Annotated in this window: 1 protein-coding gene; it reads left to right on the top strand. The window is 62.8% G+C overall.

The window, feature by feature from the left end:
* Positions 1 to 3 precede the first annotated feature (3 nt).
* Positions 4 to 20,796: a non-ribosomal peptide synthase/polyketide synthase gene (locus tag AAEZ06_RS14595; protein ID WP_502948033.1), complete on the top strand. Its 20,793-nt coding sequence runs from the start codon at positions 4 to 6 to the stop codon at positions 20,794 to 20,796.
* Positions 20,797 to 20,821: the final 25 nt, after the last annotated feature.

The raw sequence follows: 20,821 nt of genomic DNA, 5'->3' as shown, positions 1-20,821 counted from the left end.
GGCGTGCAAAAGTTAATCGAGTCGGTAGCAGCGCTTTCTGCGAAAGAAAGGAAGGCGCTGGCCATCCTGCTCAAGCAAAAGGGCATTAATTTGTTTGGTGTCGCGCCTATTTTCAAACGCGATGCCGACGAGCCTTTACTGCTGTCCTACGCCCAGCAGCGCCAATGGTTCCTCTGGCAATTGGACCCCGACAGTGCTGCCTACAACCTGTCCAAGGCTTTACGCCTGATCGGCGCACTGGATCTCGATGCCCTGCACAACAGCCTGGCGACGCTGGTGGCTTGCCACGAAAGCCTGCGCACGACCTTTATCCAGGACCGCGATCAAGTCCTGCAACACATCGGCGACCCGGTGGCCCGGCCACTGTTGGCTGAGGCCCATGAGGCCCAATGGCTTGCCAGCGGCGAGCCAGGCCTGCGGGCACTGGTTGAAGCGGAGACCGGGGCCTCCTTTGACCTGGCCCGCGGCCCCTTGATGCGCGCGCGCCTGTTGCGCCTGGCGCCGGACCAGCATGTGTTGGTGCTGACCCTGCATCACAGCATTTGTGACGGCGCTTCCCTGCAAGTCATGGCTGATGAACTGGTGCAGCTTTACGCTGATTTCAGCCAGGGCCGCCAAGGCAGCTTGCCGCCCTTGCCGGTGCAGTACGCCGATTACGCGTTGTGGCAGCGGCACTGGATGGAAGCGGGTGAGCGTGAGCGGCAACTGGGCTATTGGCAGACGCAACTCGCCGGCGAGCAGCCGGTGCTGGAGTTGCCCACCGACCACGCCCGCCCGGCAGTGCAAAGCTTTGTCGGCGCCAGTGTGCGAGTCGAGCTGGGTGGTCGACGGCTGGAAGCACTCAAGCGCTTGACCCAGCAAGAGAGCGTCACCGGCTTCATGGTATTGCTGGCGTCGTTCCAGCTGTTGTTGCATCGCTACAGCGGGCAGTCCGATATTCGCGTCGGCGTGCCGATTGCCAATCGCAGTCGCAGTGAAACCGAGCGCTTGATCGGCTTTCTGGTCAATACCCAGGTGCTGCGCGCCGAAGTGGATAGCCACGCCACTGTCAGGCATTTGCTGCAACAGGTGCGCAAGAGCGCCCTGGATGCCCAGGCTCATCAGGATTTGCCCTTTGAGCAACTGGTGGACGTTCTCCAGCCGGAACGCAGCTTGAGTCGCAACCCGTTGTTCCAGGTGATGTTCAACCATAAGGCGCAGGACCCTCAGGCCGCCTCGGTGCAATTGCCAGGGTTGCGGATTGAAGGGCTGGAGTGGGAGAGCCCCACGGCGCAGTTTGACCTCTCCCTCAATACTGTCGAGCACAACGGCGCGCTGTCGGCGGCGTTTATTTATGCCACGGACTTATTTGATGCCTCCACCGTCGAACGCATGGCCGCTCATTGGCTGGCACTGCTCGACGCCATGCTGGCCGTCCCGCAGCAGCGAGTTGATGCGCTGCCGATGCTGGCGGCCAGTGAGCGCAAGGTTCTCGTGGAGGGCTGGAACAACACCGCCACCGAATACCCGTTGCAGCAAACGATGCAACAGCTGATCGAAACCCAGGTCGAGAAAACCCCGAATGCGCAGGCCTTGGCCTTTGGCGAAGAGCGCTTGAGCTATCGCCAGCTCAACGAGCGCGCCAACCAGCTCGCTCACTACCTGATCGAACAGGGCGTTGGCCCTGATGTGCTGGTGGGCGTGGCGGCCGAGCGCTCCACCGAAATGGTGCTGGCGCTGGTGGCGATTCTCAAGGCTGGCGGTGCCTATGTGCCGCTGGACCCGGATTACCCTCAGGATCGCCTGAGCTACATGTTTGAAGACAGCGGCGTGAACCTGCTGCTGACGCAAACCGCGTTGCTGCAACGCCTGCCCCTGACTGACGCAATGCACACCGTGGCCCTGGACCAACCGGGCGACTGGCTGGCGGGCTACAGCACCGCCAATCCATCGGTGAGCGTGACCGGCGAAAACCTCGCCTACGTGATCTACACCTCGGGCTCCACTGGCAAACCCAAAGGTGCCGGCAACCGCCACGTCGCCCTGACCAACCGCCTGTGCTGGATGCAACAGGCCTATGGCCTGGATGCCAGCGACACGGTGGTGCAGAAAACCCCGTTCAGCTTCGACGTCTCGGTGTGGGAGTTTTTCTGGCCGCTGATGACCGGTGCTCGACTGGTGGTTGCCGCACCGGGTGATCACCGCGACCCCACCAAGCTGGTTGAGTTGATCAAGCGCGAGCAGATCAGCACCTTGCACTTTGTGCCGTCGATGTTGCAGGCGTTCTTGCAGGACGAATCCGTCCGCAGTTGCACCAGCCTCAAGCGTATCGTGTGTAGCGGTGAAGCCCTGGCGGTGGATATCCAGCAGCAAGTCTTCGCCAAGCTGCCGAATGCCGGCCTGTACAACCTGTACGGCCCGACTGAAGCGGCCATCGACGTGACCTACTGGACCTGCATCGACGAAGGCCGCGACAGCGTGCCCATCGGCCAACCCATTGCCAACCTGACCACCTACATCCTCGACAGCAGCCTTGAGCCGCTGCCAGTCGGTGTCGTGGGTGAGCTTTACCTGGGCGGCATCGGCCTGGCGCGGGGTTACCACCGTCGCCCAAGCCTGACCGCCGAACGTTTTATCGCCTGCCCATTCGTGGCCGGTGAACGGCTGTATCGCACCGGCGACCTGGCCCGCTACCGCGCCGATGGCGTGATCGAATACGCCGGGCGTATCGACCATCAAGTGAAGATCCGTGGCTTGCGTATCGAGCTGGGGGAAATCGAAGCGCGGCTGCTGGAACACGAGGCAGTGCGCGAAGCCGTGGTGCTGGCCCATGACGGCAAGCGTCTGGTGGGTTATGTGGTGCCAACCCAGGCCGATCTGCTGCACGCCAGCGATGACGACCAGCAAGCGCTGCGCACCAGCCTGCAACTGCACCTGGGGCTGGTCATGCCCGAGTACATGGTGCCGGCGCATCTGCTGCTGCTCGAACAGATGCCCCTGAGCCCCAATGGCAAGCTCGATCGCAAGGCACTGCCTGCCCCGGACGCGAGCCTGCAACAGGCCGCCTACGTCGCACCGGGCACCGAACTGGAGCAGCGCATCGCCACGATCTGGCAGGACGTGCTCAAGCGCGAGCAGGTGGGCATTACCGACAATTTCTTTGCCCTGGGCGGCGATTCCATCGTCTCCATTCAGGTGGTCAGCCGCGCCCGCCAGGCGGGGATTATTCTGACGCCCAAGGACCTGTTCCAGTACCAGACCGTGCAGAGCCTGGCCCGTGTCGCCCAACTGGGCAGCACCTTGCACATCAATCAGGCACCGGTCACCGGCGCCACGCCACTGTTGCCGTTCCAGCAGCAGTTCTTTGAAACCGAAATCCCCGAGCGTCAGCAGTGGAACCAGTCGCTGTTGCTCAAATCTTCCCAGGCCATCGACCCGCTGCGACTTGAACAGGCCTTGCAGGCGCTGGTGGTCCATCATGATGCCCTGCGCTTGAACTTTACCCCGGATGGCCAGGCCAGCCATGCTCGGGTCGAACAGACCCAGCCGTTGCTGTGGCAAGCCGAAGCCGCCGATGAAGGGCAATTGCACGCCCGTTGCGACGAGGCCCAGCGTTCATTGAGCCTGCAACAGGGCCCGTTGTTGCGGGCACTGCTGGTGCAGATGGCCGATGGCAGTCAGCGTTTGCTGCTGGCTATTCACCACCTGGTGGTCGATGGCGTGTCCTGGCGGATTCTGTTGGAGGACTTGCAGAGCGCCTATCAACAGCTTGGATCGGCCAGTCGCGTCAAGCTGGCGCCCAAGAGCAGCGCCTTCAAAGCCTGGGCCGAGCGCCTGGAACAGTACGCCGGCAGCGATGCCGTACAAGCGCAGTTGGGCTACTGGCAGCAGACCCTGGGCAACGATCTCATCGATTTGCCTTGCGACAATCCTCAGGGCGGCCTGCAAAATCGCCATGCGGCCACGGTGCAGACGCGCCTGGACCCAATCCTGACTCGGCAGTTGCTGCAGGACGCTCCCGAGGCCTATCGCACCCAGGTCAACGACTTGTTGCTGACTGCTCTGGCGCGAGTGATTTGCCGTTGGGCCGGCGGCGCCTCCAGCGTTATCCAGCTGGAAGGCCATGGCCGCGAAGACCTTTTCGAGCAAATCGACCTGAGCCGTACCGTAGGCTGGTTCACCAGCCTGTTCCCGGTGCGCCTGACGCCAGCGGCCGACCTCGAACAGTCGCTGAAAACCATCAAGGAACAACTGCGCGGCGTACCGGAAAAAGGCCTCGGCTATGGCTTGCTGCGTTACCTGGGCGGGTCCGATGAGCGCGCCGCCGTGGCGCAGCTGCCGATACCACGTATTACCTTCAACTACCTGGGTCAGTTCGACGGGCAGTTCGACGAAGCCTCCTTGTTTGTCCCGGCCAGCGAGTCGTCGGGCGCCGAGCAAAGTATCGATGCGCCCTTGGGCAACTGGCTGACCGTTAACGGCCAGGTCTATGGTGGCGAGCTGAGCCTGGAGTGGGTCTACAGCCGCGAGATGTTCAAGGACGTCACGGTGCAACAGTTGGCCGACGCTTACGCACAGGAGCTGACGGCCCTGATCAGCCATTGCAGCGATCCGGCCCATCGCGGCGTGACCCCCTCGGACTTCCCGTTGGCCGGCCTGTCCCAGGCGCAACTGGAGGTGCTGCCCTTTGCGCTGCGAGACGTCGAGGACATCTATCCGTTGTCGCCAATGCAGCAGGGCATGTTGTTTCACAGCCTGTACGAGCAGGAAGGTGTCGACTACATCAACCAGTTGCGGGTCGATGTCGACGGGCTCGACAGCGAGCGCTTCCAGGCCGCCTGGCAGGACACACTGGCGGCCCATGAAAGCCTGCGCAGCGCCTTTCTCTGGCAGGGGGTATTTGAACAACCGGTGCAAGTGATTGCACGACAGGTCGAGCTGCCTTTTGTTGCCTTCGACTGGCGCGGTCGCGATGACCTGGCCCTGGCCCTCGACGGCGCCGCAGAAGAGCAACACAAGCGTGCGTTTGTGCTCGATCGCGCGCCGCTGCTGCGTCTGTGCCTGATCCAGACCGGCGACGCTCGCCACCACCTGATCTTTACCAACCACCACATCTTGCTGGATGGCTGGAGCAACGCGCAGCTGTTCGGCGAAGTGCTGCAACGCTATGCCGGCCAGGAAGTGGCCCAGTCGGCAGGGCGTTACCGCGACTACATTGCCTGGCTCAAGGGTCGCGACAGCGCGGCCAGCGAAAGCTTCTGGACCGAGCAACTGGCCGCCCTCGACGCACCGACTCGCCTGGCCCAGAGCCTGGCCAGTGGAGATGCCGGGGCCAAAGGGCATGGCGAGTTGGTCCATGTGCTGGATGCAGCCGCCACCCAGCGTCTCAATACCTTTGCCCGCGAACAGAAAGTCACCCTCAACACCCTGGTGCAAAGTGCCTGGCTGCTGCTGTTGCAGCGCTACACCGGCCAGTCCACGGTGGCGTTCGGGGCGACGGTGTCCGGTCGACCTTCGGCGCTGCAAGGGATCGAGCAGCAAATCGGCCTGTTCATCAACACCCTGCCAGTGATCGCCGGCAGCGAGGCCCAGCAGACCGTGGGCCAATGGCTGCAAGCGGTGCAGGCGCTGAACCTGAGCCTGCGTGAGCAGGAACACACGCCGTTGTTCGATATCCAGCGTTGGGCCGGGCAGGGCGGTGAAGCCCTGTTCGACAGCATCCTAGTATTTGAAAACTACCCCTTGTCGGACGCGTTGCAGCAAGCGCAAACCAGTGGCCCTCGCTTCGGTGAAGTGCTGACCCTGGAACAAACCAGCTACCCGCTGACCCTGGGTATCAACCTCGACGAGACCCTGACCCTGCACTACGGCTACGCCCTGCAGAGCTTTTCGGCGCCAGTGATTGCGCGGATCAACGCACAACTGCTGCACCTGCTCGAACAATTTCGCCAGTCAGCGCAACGGCCCACCGGGGCTCTGGATCTGCTGACGGCCAGCGAGTGGGACCACTTGCGGGCGAGCAACACGCCGCAGCCCTACACCCTGCAACCTTTTGTGCACCAGCGCATTGCCGCGCAGGCGCCGGACAGCGTCGCGCTGATCGTCGACGGCCAAACCCTCAGCTATGGGCAATTGGATAGCCGCGCCAATCGCCTGGCCCATGCGCTGATGGCTGAAGGCGTGGGGCCGGAAGTGCGGGTGGCGGTGGCCATGCCCCGCAGCGAAAACCTGATGGTGGCGTTGCTCGCCGTGCTCAAGGCCGGCGGTGCCTATGTGCCGCTGGATGCCACTTATCCCCGGGAGCGCTTGGCGTACCTGATGCAGGATTCGGGCGTGGCGCTGCTGCTGACCGACTCCAGCCTCATTGGCCAGTTGCCAAACGTCGCTGGCCTGCAAGCCCTGGAACTGGACCTGATGGACTTCAATCACTGGCCCGCCACGGCGCCGGTGGTAGACCTGCATCCGGACAACCTGGCCTACGTGATCTACACCTCCGGCTCCACCGGTCAGCCCAAGGGCGTCAGCGTGGCCCATGGGCCTTTGTCCATGCACTGCCAGGCCATTGGTGAACGCTATGCCATGACCCCGGCGGATTGCGAACTGCACTTCATGTCCTTTGCCTTCGATGGCGCCCATGAACGCTGGCTCACCTCGTTGACCCACGGCGGCAGCCTGCTGCTGCGTGACGACAGTCTGTGGACCCCCGAGCAGACCTACGCTGCCATGCACCAATACGGTGTCACCGTGGCGGCGTTCCCGCCGGTGTACCTGCAACAACTGGCCGAGCACGCCGAGCGCGACGGCAACCCGCCGCCGGTACGCATTTATTGCTTTGGCGGCGATGCGGTGCCCCAGGCCAGTTTCGAGTTGGCCAAGCGCGCGCTGCGCCCACAACACATCATCAACGGCTATGGTCCGACCGAGACGGTGGTCACCCCGCTGATCTGGAAAGCCGGCCCAGAACTGCAATGCGGCGCCGCCTATGCGCCGATTGGCAGCCGCATCGGCGATCGCAGCACCTACGTGCTGGACGATCAACTCAACCCCTTGTCCCAGGGCCTTTGCGGCGAGCTGTACCTGGGCGGCGAAGGCCTGGCGCGAGGCTACCTGAACCGACCGGCGATGACCGCCGAACGCTTTGTGCCGGACCCATTTGGCGCGCCAGGCGGGCGTTTCTATCGTTCCGGCGACCTGGTGCGCCAGCGTGCAGACGGCACCACCGATTACATCGGGCGTATCGACCATCAGGTGAAGATCCGTGGTTTTCGCGTGGAGCTCGGGGAAATCGAAGCGCGCCTGCAAGATAACCCGGCCGTGCGTGAAGCGGTGGTCGTGGCCCAGCCGGGCTTGAGCGGGCAACAGCTGGTGGCCTATGTGGTGCCGAGCGATTTGGCGCTGTTGCAAGACGATCGCCAGCCGGCCGCTATCAAGGCACAGCTTAAACGGGTGTTGCCGGGCTACATGGTGCCAGCCCATCTGTTGCTGCTGAGCGCCTTGCCATTGACACCCAATGGCAAGCTCGACCGCAAGGCCTTGCCCAAGCCCGAGGCAGGTGCCTCGCAAGTCGACTATCAGGCGCCGCAAAGCGAGCTGGAGCAACGGATCGCGGTGATCTGGCAGGAAGTCCTGCGCCTGGATCAAGTGGGCCTGAACGACAACTTTTTCGAACTGGGCGGCGACTCGATCATCTCCATCCAGGTGGTTAGCCGTGCCCGCGTGGCCGGGATTCACTTCACGCCCAAGGACCTGTTCCAACACCAAACCGTACAAAGCCTGGCGCTCGTGGCCCGTACCGACAGCCAGTGGGTGCAGATTGATCAGGGGCCAGTGAGCGGTGAAACGCCGCTGTTGCCGGTGCAACAGGTGTTCTTCGAACTGGCGATCCCCGAGCGCTCCCACTGGAACCAATCGGTTCTGCTCAAGCCTGTCACGGCACTGGATGCCGGACGACTGGAGCAAGCCTTGCAGGCACTGGTGTCGCACCACGACGCCCTGCGCATGGCCTTTAGCGAAGACGCGACTGCCCGTTACCTGACGCCTGCGCAACTGCACGCCACGGCGCTGCTGTGGCAGGTTCCGGTGGCTGATGCCCAGACCCTGGAAACCCTCAGTGAACAAGCCCAGCGCTCCCTGGACCTGGCAAGCGGCGTGGTGATCCGTGCGGTGCTGGCGACCCTGGGAGACGGCTCCCAGCGCTTGTTGGTGGCGATCCATCACCTGGTGGTGGATGGCGTGTCCTGGCGCATTCTCCTGGAAGACCTGCAAAGTGCTTATCGGCAACTGGACGCTGGCCAACCCTTGCAATTGCCGGCCAAGACCAGTGCCTTCAAGACCTGGGCCGAGCGCTTGCATGACCACGCTCGCAGCCCGGCATTGCAGGACGAATTGCGCTTCTGGCAGGCCCATCTGGCGGGCGCAGTCGCACACTTGCCGTGTGATCACCCCGAGGGTGGGTTGCAGAGCCGCCATGTATTGACGGTACAAACCCGACTGGACAGCAACCAAACCCGGCAATTGCTACAGGTGGCCCCGGCGGCCTATCGCACTCAGGTCAACGACCTGCTGCTGACTGCCTTGGCGCGGGTGATCTGCCGCTGGACGGGGCAGGCCTCCACGCTGATTCAGATGGAGGGCCATGGCCGCGAGGAGCTGTTCGACGAGATCGACCTGACGCGTACCGTCGGCTGGTTCACCAGCCTGTTCCCGGTCAACCTGGCGCCGGCCGCCGGCCTTGGCGACTCGGTCAAGGCGATCAAGGAACAGCTGCGCAGCATTCCACAGAAGGGTATCGGCTTTGGTGCCCTGCGCTACCTGGGCAACGAGGATGCGCAGCAGGCATTGCGCGGCTTGCCGACCCCGCGCATTACCTTCAACTACTTGGGCCAGTTCGACGGCAGCTTCGATGAAGCGGATGGCGTATTGTTTGTGCCGTCGGCGGAAAATGCCGGCGCCGAGCACAGCCTTGATGCCCCGCTGGGCAACTGGCTGACCCTCAACGGTCAGGTATATGCCGGCGAGTTGAGTCTGGATTGGCGCTTTAGCGCGCAGATGTTTGACACCGCGAGCATTCAGCGCCTGGCCGATGACTTGCAGCAGGAACTCGCTGCGTTGATCGAGCATTGTACCCAGGCCCTGGGTGTGACCCCATCGGACTTCCCGCTGGCGCGGTTGAGCCAGGCACAGCTGGATGCACTGCCGATGGCCGTGGCAAACATCGAAGACGTCTACCCGCTGTCGCCGATGCAGCAAGGCATGTTGTTCCATACACTGTACGAACAGGACAGTGCCGACTACATCAACCAGATGCGTCTGGATGTCGGCGGCCTTGATCCCCAGCGCTTGCGCCAAGCCTGGCAAGCGGCGCTGGATGCCCATGACAGTCTGCGTTCAGGGTTTGTCTGGCAAGGCGAACTGGCGCAGCCGGTGCAAGTGGTGTTCAAGCACGTCGAGTTGCCCTATGCCTTGCATGACTGGCAAGACCGCAAGGACCTGCCCGCCGCCCTCGACCAATTGGCCGATCAACAGCGTCAGCAAGGCTTTGAACTGGCCCAGGCACCGTTGCTCAACCTGCAATTGGTACGGATCGGCGACACCCGTCATCACCTGATTTTCACCAGCCATCACCTGTTGATGGACGGCTGGAGCAGCTCGCAATTGCTGGGCGAGGTCCTGCAACGTTACAGCGGCCAAGCCCCGGCAAACCAGCCTGGGCGCTATCGTGACTACATCGGTTGGTTGCAGGCCCAGGACAGTGGCCTCAGCCAGCAGTTCTGGCGCGAGCAACTGGCACCGCTCAGTGAGCCGACCCGGCTGGCCGAAGCGCTGGCCCATGACAAACACGCCACGGTTTCGGCCAGTGGTTATGCCGATCACTTCCTGGTCCTGGATCTTCAACAGACCCAGCACCTGGGCGATTTTGCCCGGGCCAACAAGGTGACCCTCAACACCTTGGTCCAGGCCGCCTGGCTGCTGCTGTTGCAGCGTCATATCGGCCAGCCGGCCGTGGCCTTCGGTGCGACAGTGTCCGGGCGCCCAGCACAACTCAAAGGCGTGGAGCAACAGATCGGCCTGTTCATCAATACCTTGCCGGTGATCGCCAGCCCGATGCCTGAACAAAGCGTCGCCCAATGGCTGCAAGTGGTGCAGGCGCAGAACCTGGCGTTGCGCGAGCATGAACACACGCCGCTGTTCGATATCCAGCGCTGGGCCGGGCAGGGTGGTGCAGCCCTGTTCGATAACATTCTGGTGTTTGAAAACTACCCGGTGTCCGAAGCGCTGCAACAAGGCGAGCCCGATGAACTGAACTTCGGTGCCGTTCACAGCCATGAACGCACCAACTACCCGCTGACCTTGATGGTCAATGTGGGCGAGCAGTTGGCATTCCAGTTCAGCTATATCGAGGCGAAATTCAACGGTGCGGCCATCGTTGAGCTGGCGGCTTGCCTGGAGACGTTGCTGGCGCGCCTGGCCGAGTCCGCCGAGCGGGCGTTGGGCGAAATTGACCTGTTGCCGGTGGCCCAGCGCCAAGCTGTGGTTACGCGCTGGAACAACACCGCCACCGAATACCCGTTGCAGCAAACGGTGCAACAGCTGATCGAAACCCAGGTCGAGAAAACCCCAGATGCCCCGGCGTTGGCGTTTGGTGAAGAACGCTTGAGCTATCGCCAGCTCAACGAGTGCGCCAACCAGTTGGCGCATTACCTGATCGAACAGGGTGTTGGCCCGGACGTGCTGGTGGGCGTGGCGGCCGAGCGCTCTACCGAAATGGTGCTGGCGCTGGTGGCAATCCTCAAGGCTGGCGGTGCCTATGTGCCGCTGGACCCGGATTACCCGCAGGATCGCCTGAGCTACATGTTTGAAGACAGCGGCGTAAACCTGCTGCTGACGCAAACCGCGTTGCTGCAACGCCTGCCCTTGACTGACGCGATGCACACCGTGGCCCTGGACCAACCGGGCGACTGGCTGGCGGGTTACAGCACCGTCAATCCATCAGTGAGCGTGACCGGCGAAAACCTCGCCTACGTGATCTACACCTCGGGCTCCACTGGCAAACCCAAAGGTGCCGGCAACCGCCACGTCGCCCTGACCAACCGCCTGTGCTGGATGCAGCAGGCCTATGGCCTGGATGCCAGCGACAGCGTGGTGCAGAAAACCCCGTTCAGCTTCGACGTTTCGGTGTGGGAATTCTTCTGGCCGCTGATGACCGGTGCTCGACTGGTGGTTGCCGCACCGGGTGACCATCGCGACCCCGCCAAGCTGGTGGCGTTGATCAACCGCGAGCAGATCAGCACCTTGCACTTTGTACCGTCGATGTTGCAGGCGTTCTTGCAGGACGAATCCGTTCACAGCTGCACCCGCCTCAAGCGCATCGTGTGTAGCGGTGAAGCCCTGGCGGTGGATATCCAGCAGCAAGTCTTCGCCAAGTTGCCGCAAGCCGGTCTTTACAACCTGTACGGCCCGACTGAAGCGGCCATCGACGTGACCTATTGGACTTGCACCGACGAAGGCCGCGATAGCGTGCCGATTGGTCAGCCGATTGCCAACCTGACCACCTACATTCTGGACAGCAGCCTTGAACCGCTGCCAGTCGGCGTGGTGGGTGAGTTGTACCTGGGCGGTATCGGCCTGGCGCGGGGTTACCACCGTCGCCCAAGCCTGACCGCCGAACGTTTTATCGCCAGCCCATTTGTGGCCGGTGAGCGCCTGTACCGCAGCGGCGACCTGGCCCGCTACCGCGCCGATGGCGTGATCGAATACGCCGGGCGTATCGACCATCAAGTGAAGCTCCGCGGCCTGCGTATCGAGCTGGGGGAAATCGAAGCGCGGCTGCTGGAACACGAGGCAGTGCGCGAAGCGGTGGTGCTGGCGCAGGACGGTCCTGCCGGCAAGCGTCTGGTGGGTTATGTGGTACCTGTCGATGCTGACTTGAACCAGACCGATTACCTGACACTGCTCAAGACCTACCTGCTGCAAGAGTTGCCGGAATACATGGTGCCGGCGTCGATCCTGTTGCTGGAGCAGATGCCCCTGAGCCCCAACGGCAAGCTGGCGCGCAATCTACTGCCGCTGCCGGAGGCTGTTCAGGCCCAGGCCTATGTGGCGCCGGTCAATGATGTCGAGGCCACACTGGTTGCCATCTGGCAAACGGTGCTGGGTCTTGCGCAGGTCGGTGTCACCGACAACTTCTTCGCCTTGGGCGGTGACTCCATTGTCTCCATCCAGGTGGTCAGCCGTGCCAGTCAGGCGGGTATCCGTTTCACGCCCAAGGACCTGTTCCAGCACCCGACCGTGCAGGGCCTGGCCACGGTGGCGAAAACCGGTGTCAGTGCGCTGGTTATCGATCAGTCGCCGGTCACCGGTGAAACCCTGTTGCTGGCGATGCAACAGACGTTCTTCGAGCAAGCGATTCCCGAACAGCATCACTGGAACCAGTCGGTCCTGCTCACGCCGCGTCAGGCCCTTGATGGCTCGGCGCTGGAGCAGGCCTTGAACGCGGTCTGTGCCCACCATGACGCCTTGCGCCTGCGCTTTACCGAGCAGGCGTCGGGCTGGACGGCTCGCTTCGGTGAAGTGCAAGCGCAAGCGCAACGCGTGTGGCAAGTCAGCCTTGAGCATGCAGAGGACCTTGCCGTGTATGGCCTTGAAGCCCAGCGCAGCTTGAACCTGCAAGACGGCCAGTTGCTGCGCGCACTGCTGGCGACTTTGGCCGATGGCAGCCAGCGTCTACTGTTGATCATCCACCACCTGGTGGTGGATGGCGTTTCCTGGCGCATCCTGTTGGAAGACCTGCAAGTGGCCTATCAGCAAGCGCAAACGGGCCAGCCTGTGCGCTTGCCGGCCAAGAGCAGTGCTATCAAACACTGGGCAGAGCACTTGCAGGCGTATGCCCGTAGCGAGGTGGTGCAACAAGAGTTGCCGTTCTGGCAGGCCCAGTTGCAAGCGGGCAGCGAGTTGCCTTGCGACCATAGCGACGCGAGCCTGGAAAATCGCCACGCCGTGACGATCCAGACGCAACTGGATGCCACCCTCACGCGCCAGCTGTTGCAACAGGCCCCTGCGGCCTACCGCACCCAGGTCAACGATCTGCTGTTGACCGCGCTGGCGCGGGTGATCAGCCGCTGGACCGGCCAGTCGGCCAGCAGCATTGCCCTGGAAGGTCATGGCCGTGAGGATCTGTTCGAAGACCTCGACCTGACCCGTACCGTGGGTTGGTTCACCAGCCTGTTCCCGGTGCGTTTGCACACTCAGGATGACCTTGGCGCATCAATCAAGGCGATCAAGGAGCAACTGCGGGCAATCCCACACAAAGGTATTGGTTTTGGTGCGCTGCGTTACCTGGGGGATGAGGCGAGCAAGGTCGCCTTGAGTGCCCTGGCGATGCCACGTATTACCTTCAACTACCTGGGGCAGTTCGACAGCCAGTTTGATGACGCTGCCTTGTTCGTGCCTGCCAGTGAGTCGGCCGGCGCCGAGCAAAGCGCCGCCGCCAACCTGGCCAATTGGCTGACCCTCAACAGCCAGGTCTATGGCGGCGAATTGAGCCTGAGCTGGACCTTCAGCCAGAAGATGTTCGACAGCCAAACCATCCAGGCCCTGGCGGACGACTATGCCCAGGAACTGAGCGCACTGATCGCCCATTGCTGCGATGGCGTGCACGGTGCGGTCACGCCGTCCGACTTCCCCCTGGCTGGCTTGAGTCAGGAGCAGTTGGACAGCCTGCCGTTGCCAGCCAGCGCGGTTGCCGACATTTACCCACTGTCGCCGATGCAACACGGCATGCTGTTCCACAGCCTGTACGAGCAGGCGAGCGGCGCCTACATCAACCAGTTGCGGGTCGATGTCGACGGCTTGCAGGTTGAGACCTTCCGTGCGGCCTGGCAGGCGGCGCTGGACGAGCATGACATCCTGCGCAGCAGTTTTCTTTGGCAGGGCTCGTTCGAACGGCCGGTGCAGGTGGTACACAAACACGTGAGCGTGCCGTTGAGCGTGCTCGACTGGCAGTCCCGTACCGATCTTGACCAGGCCCTGGATGCCCTGGCCCTGGGCGAGCGCGAACAGCCTTTCGATTTGCAGCAGCCGGGGCTGTTGCGCCTGACGCTGGTGCGCACAGGCGAAGACCGCTATCACCTGATCTACAGCAACCATCACATCCTGCTCGACGGCTGGAGCAACGCGCAGTTGTTCGGCGAGGTGTTGCAGCGCTATGCCGGAGAGGCGGTGGCGCCATTTGCCGGACGCTACCACGACTACATCGCCTGGCTGCAACGCCAGGATCGAGCGGTGAGTGAGGCGTTCTGGAAGCAGCAATTGGCGCCGCTCAATGAGCCGACGCGGCTGGCCCACAGTGTCAGTCATGGTGTCGAAAGCCTGGGCAGTGGTCATGCCGAGCAGGTCCGTGTACTGGACCGCAGCTTTACCCAACAGCTGGGCGAGTTTGCCCGCCAGCAGAAAGTCACCCTCAACACATTGGTGCAAGGGGCCTGGCTGCTGCTGTTGCAACGCTATACCGGTCAGGACGCGGTGGCCTTTGGTGCCACGGTGTCTGGGCGTCCGGCAGAATTGCCGGGTGTCGAGCAGCAGATCGGCCTGTTTATCAACACCTTGCCTGTGGTCGCCAGCCCACGGCCCGAGCAGCGTTTGGGTGAATGGCTGGAGCAATTGCAGGCACAGAATTTCGCCCTGCGTGAGCAGGAGCACACGCCGCTGTTCGACATTCAGCGCTGGGCCGGGCAGGGCGGTGAAGCGCTGTTCGATAACATTCTGGTGTTCGAGAACTACCCGGTGTCCGAGGCTTTGGAGCAGGGCGCAACCGGTGGCCTGCGCTTTGGCACGGTGGCCAACCATGAACAGACCAACTACCCGTTGACGGTGTTGGTGAATATGGGCGAACGCTTGTCGCTGCATTTTAGTTTTGATCTGGGCAGTTTCAGCGAAGGCGCTATCGAGCAGATTGCGACGGGGATGATCCACCTGCTGGGTTGTCTGGAGGCTGATACGTTGCTGGGTGATATCGACCTGTTGCCGGTGGCTGAGCGCCAACGGTTGATCGAGGGCTGGAACACCACCACCACCACCACCACCACCACCGAATACCCGTTGCAGCAAACGGTGCAACAGCTGATCGAAACCCAGGTCGAGAAAACCCCGAATGCGCAGGCCTTGGCCTTTGGCGAAGAGCGCTTGAGCTATCGCCAGCTCAACGACCGCGCCAACCAGCTCGCTCACTACCTGATTGAACAGGGCGTTGGCCGGGATGTGTTGGTGGGCGTGGCGGCCGAGCGCTCTACCGAAATGGTGCTGGCGCTGGTGGCAATCCTCAAGGCTGGCGGTGCCTATGTGCCGCTGGACCCGGATTACCCTCAGGATCGCCTGAGCTACATGTTTGAAGACAGCGGCGTGAACCTGCTGCTGACGCAAACCGCGTTGCTGCAACGCCTGCCCTTGACTGACGCAATGCACACCGTGGCCCTGGATCAACCGGGCGACTGGCTGGCGGGCTACAGCACCACCAACCCATCGGTGGGCGTGACCGGCGAAAACCTCGCCTATGTGATCTACACCTCCGGTTCCACCGGTAAACCCAAAGGCGCCGGCAACCGCCACGTCGCCCTGACCAATCGTCTGTGCTGGATGCAACAGGCCTATGGCCTGGCCGCCAGCGACACCGTGGTGCAGAAAACCCCGTTCAGCTTCGACGTCTCGGTGTGGGAGTTTTTCTGGCCGCTGATGACCGGTGCTCGGCTGGTGGTTGCCGCACCGGGTGATCACCGCGACCCCGCCAAGCTGGTGGCGTTGATCAACCGCGAGCAGATCAGCACCTTGCACTTTGTACCGTCGATGTTGCAGGCGTTCTTGCAGGACGAATCCGTCCACAGTTGCACCAGCCTCAAGCGCATCGTCTGCAGTGGTGAAGCGCTGGCGGTGGATATCCAGCAACAAGTGTTTGCCAAGCTGCCGAATGCCGGCCTGTACAACCTGTACGGCCCGACCGAAGCGGCTATCGACGTGACCTACTGGACTTGCACCGACGAAGGCCGCGACAGCGTGCCGATTGGTCAGCCGATTGCCAACCTGGCCACCTACATCCTCGACAGCAGCCTTGAACCGCTGCCAGTCGGCGTAGTGGGTGAGCTTTACCTGGGCGGCATCGGCCTGGCGCGGGGTTACCACCGTCGCCCAAGCCTGACCGCCGAACGTTTTATCGCCAGCCCGTTTGTGGCCGGCGAGCGCCTGTACCGCAGCGGCGACCTGGCCCGCTACCGCGCCGATGGCGTGATCGAATACGCCGGGCGTATCGACCATCAAGTGAAGATCCGTGGCTTGCGTATCGAGCTGGGGGAAATCGAAGCGCGGCTGCTGGAACACGAGGCGGTGCGCGAAGCCGTGGTGCTGGCCCGCGACGGCAAGCAACTGGTGGGTTATGTGGTACTGGAACCTTCGGTTGACGCTGATTGGCGTCAAATCCTCACCGAGCATCTGCACGCCTGCCTGCCGGATTACATGGTGCCGAGCCAATGGGTAGCGCTGGAGCATCTGCCGCTGTCGGCCAATGGCAAGCTGGATCGCAAGGCCTTGCCGGCACCGGATCAGGTCCAGGAGGCCTATGTAGCACCGAGTACCGCCGCCGAGCAGGCGCTGGTGGCTATCTGGCAAGGGGTGCTGGGCCGGGAGCAGGTGGGGGTCACCGATAACTTCTTCGCACTGGGCGGTGATTCGATTGTGTCGATTCAGGTGGTCAGCCGCGCCCGGGAAGCGGGTCTGGGCTTGAGCCCGAAGGATTTGTTCCAGCACCCGAATATTCGAGCTTTGGCCCTGCGAGTGGTGAACCTGGACGGCGCCGAGCCTGAGCTCGAGCATGTAGCGGATCAGGTACTGCACAGCCTCAGCCCCGAGCAGGTGCAGGCGTTGCCGATCCCGATGGCACAGGTGCAAAGCCTTTACCCGCTGTCGCCGATGCAGCAGGGCATGCTGTTCCTGGGCCTCAATGCTCCGGATGCCGAGCTGTACGTCAACCAACTAAGCCTGCCGGTCAAGGGCTTGCAGGTGGAGCGCTTCAAGCGGGCCTGGGAAGTGGCGTTCGCCCGCCATCCAATCCTGCGCACCGGCTTCGTCTGGCAAGACCTTGAGCAGCCGCTGCAATTTGTCATGGATCATCTGGAGGTGCCGCTGCGCGAGCTCGACTGGCGCGACGAAGTTGAACCTGAACGACGTGTGCAGGCATTGGCGGCGAGTGAACGAGTCCAGGGTTTTGACCTCAATCAGCCACCGCTGCAACGGATTATCCTGGTGCGCCTGGACGACCAGCGCCATCAGTTGATCTGGACCTATCATCACATCCTCATCGATGGCTGGAGCATCTCCCAGTTGATCGGTGAAGTGCTGGCCGAGTATTCCGGGCAGGCATTGGCGCCGGCATTGCCGTACGAAAACTACATCAGCTGGCTGCAACGCCAGGATGCCCAGGCGGGCGAGCAGTTCTGGCGCCAACAGTTGGCGGTGCTGGATCAGCCGACCTACCTGGCCGATACGGTTGCGGCGGTTCGTCAGGGCAAGGGCCACAAGGCGCTTTACAGCCGTTTCGACAGCGCCACCACCGAAGGCTTCAAGGGCTTTGCCCAAAGCCAGAAAGTGACGTTGAACACCCTGGTGCAGGCGGCCTGGTTGTTGCTGTTGAGCCGTTACAGTGGTCAGCGCAGCGTGGCATTCGGTGCCACGGTGTCGGGACGGGCGGCCAGCCTGCCGGGTTCCGAGCGAATTTTGGGGCTGTTCATCAATACCTTGCCCGTGATCCAGGAAATCACCCCGCACCACTGCGTTGGTGATTGGCTGCGCCAGTTGCAGGCCTACAACCTGGACATGCGCGAGCGCGAATACACCCCGCTGGCCGATATCCAGCGTTGGGCCGGCAAGGCCGGGCAGGCGTTGTTCGACAGTATTATCGTCTTCGAGAACCAGCCGATCGACCAGGCCCTGCGCCAATGGCAGGACGACAGCCTGGCGTTCGGCGACAGCGCCAGTGCCGGGTTGACGGACTTCCCGATGGACTTGATGGTCACCCTCGAAGACGGTCTGGTGATCGAATACATGTACCTGCAGGAACACTTCAGTGATGCCGTGGTGGAAGGCATTCGCGCCAATATGGAAGGACTGATCCAGCGCCTGGCCAGCGACGCCGGGCAACGCCTGGGCGCCATCGGTCTGCCTGCCACACCGTCAGCGGTGCAGGCTGCGGCAGCGGTGCGTGAGTCGGGCTGGGTGCATGAACAGATCAGCCAGTTGGCGGCGGCCCAGGGCGATGCTCCGGCGGTGCTGTTTGCCGAGCGGCGCCTGTCATTTGCCGCGCTGCAAACCCGCGCCAACCGTTTGGCCCGGGCCCTGATCGCCGAGGGCGTGGGCCCGGATGTGCGGGTCGGCGTGGCCTTGCCGCGCAGCGAAACCATGATCGTCGCGCTGTTGGCGGTGCTCAAGGCCGGTGGCGCGTATGTGCCGCTGGATGCCAGTTATCCACGCGAACGCCTGGCCTACATGATGCAGGACTCGGGTATTGCGCTGCTGTTGACCGACAGCTTGTTACGTGGGCAGTTGCCGATTCCGGCCAACGTTCATGTACTGGAACTCGACCAACTGACGCTCGATGGTTTACCGGACACTGCGCCTGCGGTGACGGTGCACGGGGAAAATCTCGCGTACGTGATCTACACCTCCGGTTCCACCGGGCAGCCCAAGGGCGTGGCGGTCAGTCACGGTCCTCTGGCCATGCACTGCCAGGCCATCGGCGAGCGCTATGAGATGAGTCCGAATGACTGTGAGTTGCACTTTATGTCGTTCGCCTTCGACGGTGCTCACGAGCGCTGGCTGACCACCTTGACCCATGGTGGCCGGCTGTTGATTCGCGATGACAGCCTGTGGACCCCGGAGCAGACCTACGCGGCCATGCATGAGCATGGCGTGACGGTGGCGGCGTTCCCGCCGGTGTACCTGCAACAGCTGGCCGAACAGGCCGAGCGCGATGGCAACCCGCCGCCAGTGCGCATCTACTGCTTCGGTGGCGATGCGGTGCCCCAGGCCAGTTTCGACCTGGCCCAGCGCGCCTTGCGCCCGCAGTTCATCATCAATGGCTATGGCCCGACAGAGACGGTGGTGACACCGTTGATCTGGAAAGCCGGGCCACAGGACGTTTGCGGCGCCGCCTATGCGCCGATTGGCAGCCGTATCGGCAATCGCAGCGCCCATGTGCTGGACATGGACCTCAACCTGTTGCCGAGCGGTCTTGCCGGTGAGTTGTATCTGGGCGGCGAGGGGCTGGCCCGAGGGTATCTGAACCGGCCGGCGATGACCGCCGAGCGCTTTGTTCCCGATCCTTACAGCCTCGACGGCGCACGCCTGTACCGTTCCGGCGACCTGGTTCGCCAGCGGGCAGACGGTACGACCGATTACCTGGGGCGTATTGACCAGCAAGTGAAGATCCGTGGCTTCCGTATCGAACTGGGCGAAGTCGAGGCATGCCTCAAAGACAGCGCCGAGGTGCGCGAAGCGGTGGTCATTGCCCGTGACGCCGGTAGTGGCAAGCAATTGCTGGGTTATGTAATTGCCGCCGACAGCGCGGTCGATCAAGGCCTCGTCCAGCGCCTGCGGGAGCAGTTGCAGCAGACGCTTCCCGACTACATGGTGCCGACCCACTTGATCCGCCTGGAGCAGTTACCACTGACACCGAACGGCAAGCTGGATCGCAAGGCGTTGCCGGAGCCGTCCGCCAATCTCGCCACCGGCGGCTACGTCGCGCCGGTGACCGAGGTGCAAAAGGCCCTGGCGCAACTGTGGCAGACCTTGCTCAAGGTGGAGCGTGTCGGCTTGGATGACAACTTCTTCGAACTGGGCGGCGACTCGATTCTCAGCCTGCAACTGGTGGCCCGCTCCCGTGTGCTGAAAAATCAGGGGTTCAGCCTCAAGCTGCGGGACTTGATGCAGAAGCCGACCATTGGCGAGTTGACCGCCGATGCTTCGGCCGCTGTGCAACGTTCACCGCTACTGGTCCTCAGCCCTGCCGTGGCCGGGCGCTCGCCGCTGTTCTGTGTGCATGCGGGCTTTGGCACGGTGTTCGATTACGAGCCGCTGGCACGGGCACTGTCCGGCCAGCGACAGGTGATCGCCATTCAGTCGCGGATGCTGCTTGATCCGCTCTGGCAGGACGAGTCGCTGCACAGCATGGCTCGCGACTACGTCGCTTATCTGCGTCAGCAGCAAGCCGAGGGGCCTTACCACCTGATCGGCTGGTCCTTGGGTGGCACGCTGGCGTCGTTGATGAGCGCAGAGTTGCAACGCCAGGGCCAGACAGTGGAACTGCTGGGTTTGCTGGATGCGTATGTGCCTGGCGAGCCATCGGTGCCGGTGGATGACTGGCAGGCGGATCTGCGCGAGTTCATCGAAGTGACTCGCTTCGACCTTTCCCGACACCTGAAGCTGTCTGGCACTGAGACTGCGCAAAACCTGCGCCAGCTGTTGGCCGACGCCCTGGCGCGGGAGGGTAGCGATGCGACCCGGCCAGGCTTCGGCGCCGACGAGTTGGCCCAGGTGTTTACCGTGGCACGACACCTCAAGCAGCGCTCGCTGCAACTGGCGGCGTGCGAGCCGCTCAAGGTTCGTCCCCAGTGTTGGTGGACGGCAGGTCGCGGCGAAGAGGCGATACGCTTGGCCGGGCAGCTTGAGCAGCCCACCGCCGGTTATCTGCTCGATTGTGGTCACTTTGAAGTGCCGCGCTCCGAACAATTGTTGGCGTGGCTGGTGGACGCCCTGGCGGAACCGGTTGCGGTCCTTTGAAACCCTGAATACACACCGGGCGAGA

Source organism: Pseudomonas sp. HY7a-MNA-CIBAN-0227 (assembly GCF_040310325.1).
Classification (GTDB): Bacteria; Pseudomonadota; Gammaproteobacteria; order Pseudomonadales; family Pseudomonadaceae; genus Aquipseudomonas.
This window is presented reverse-complemented; position numbering and strand designations above follow the sequence as displayed.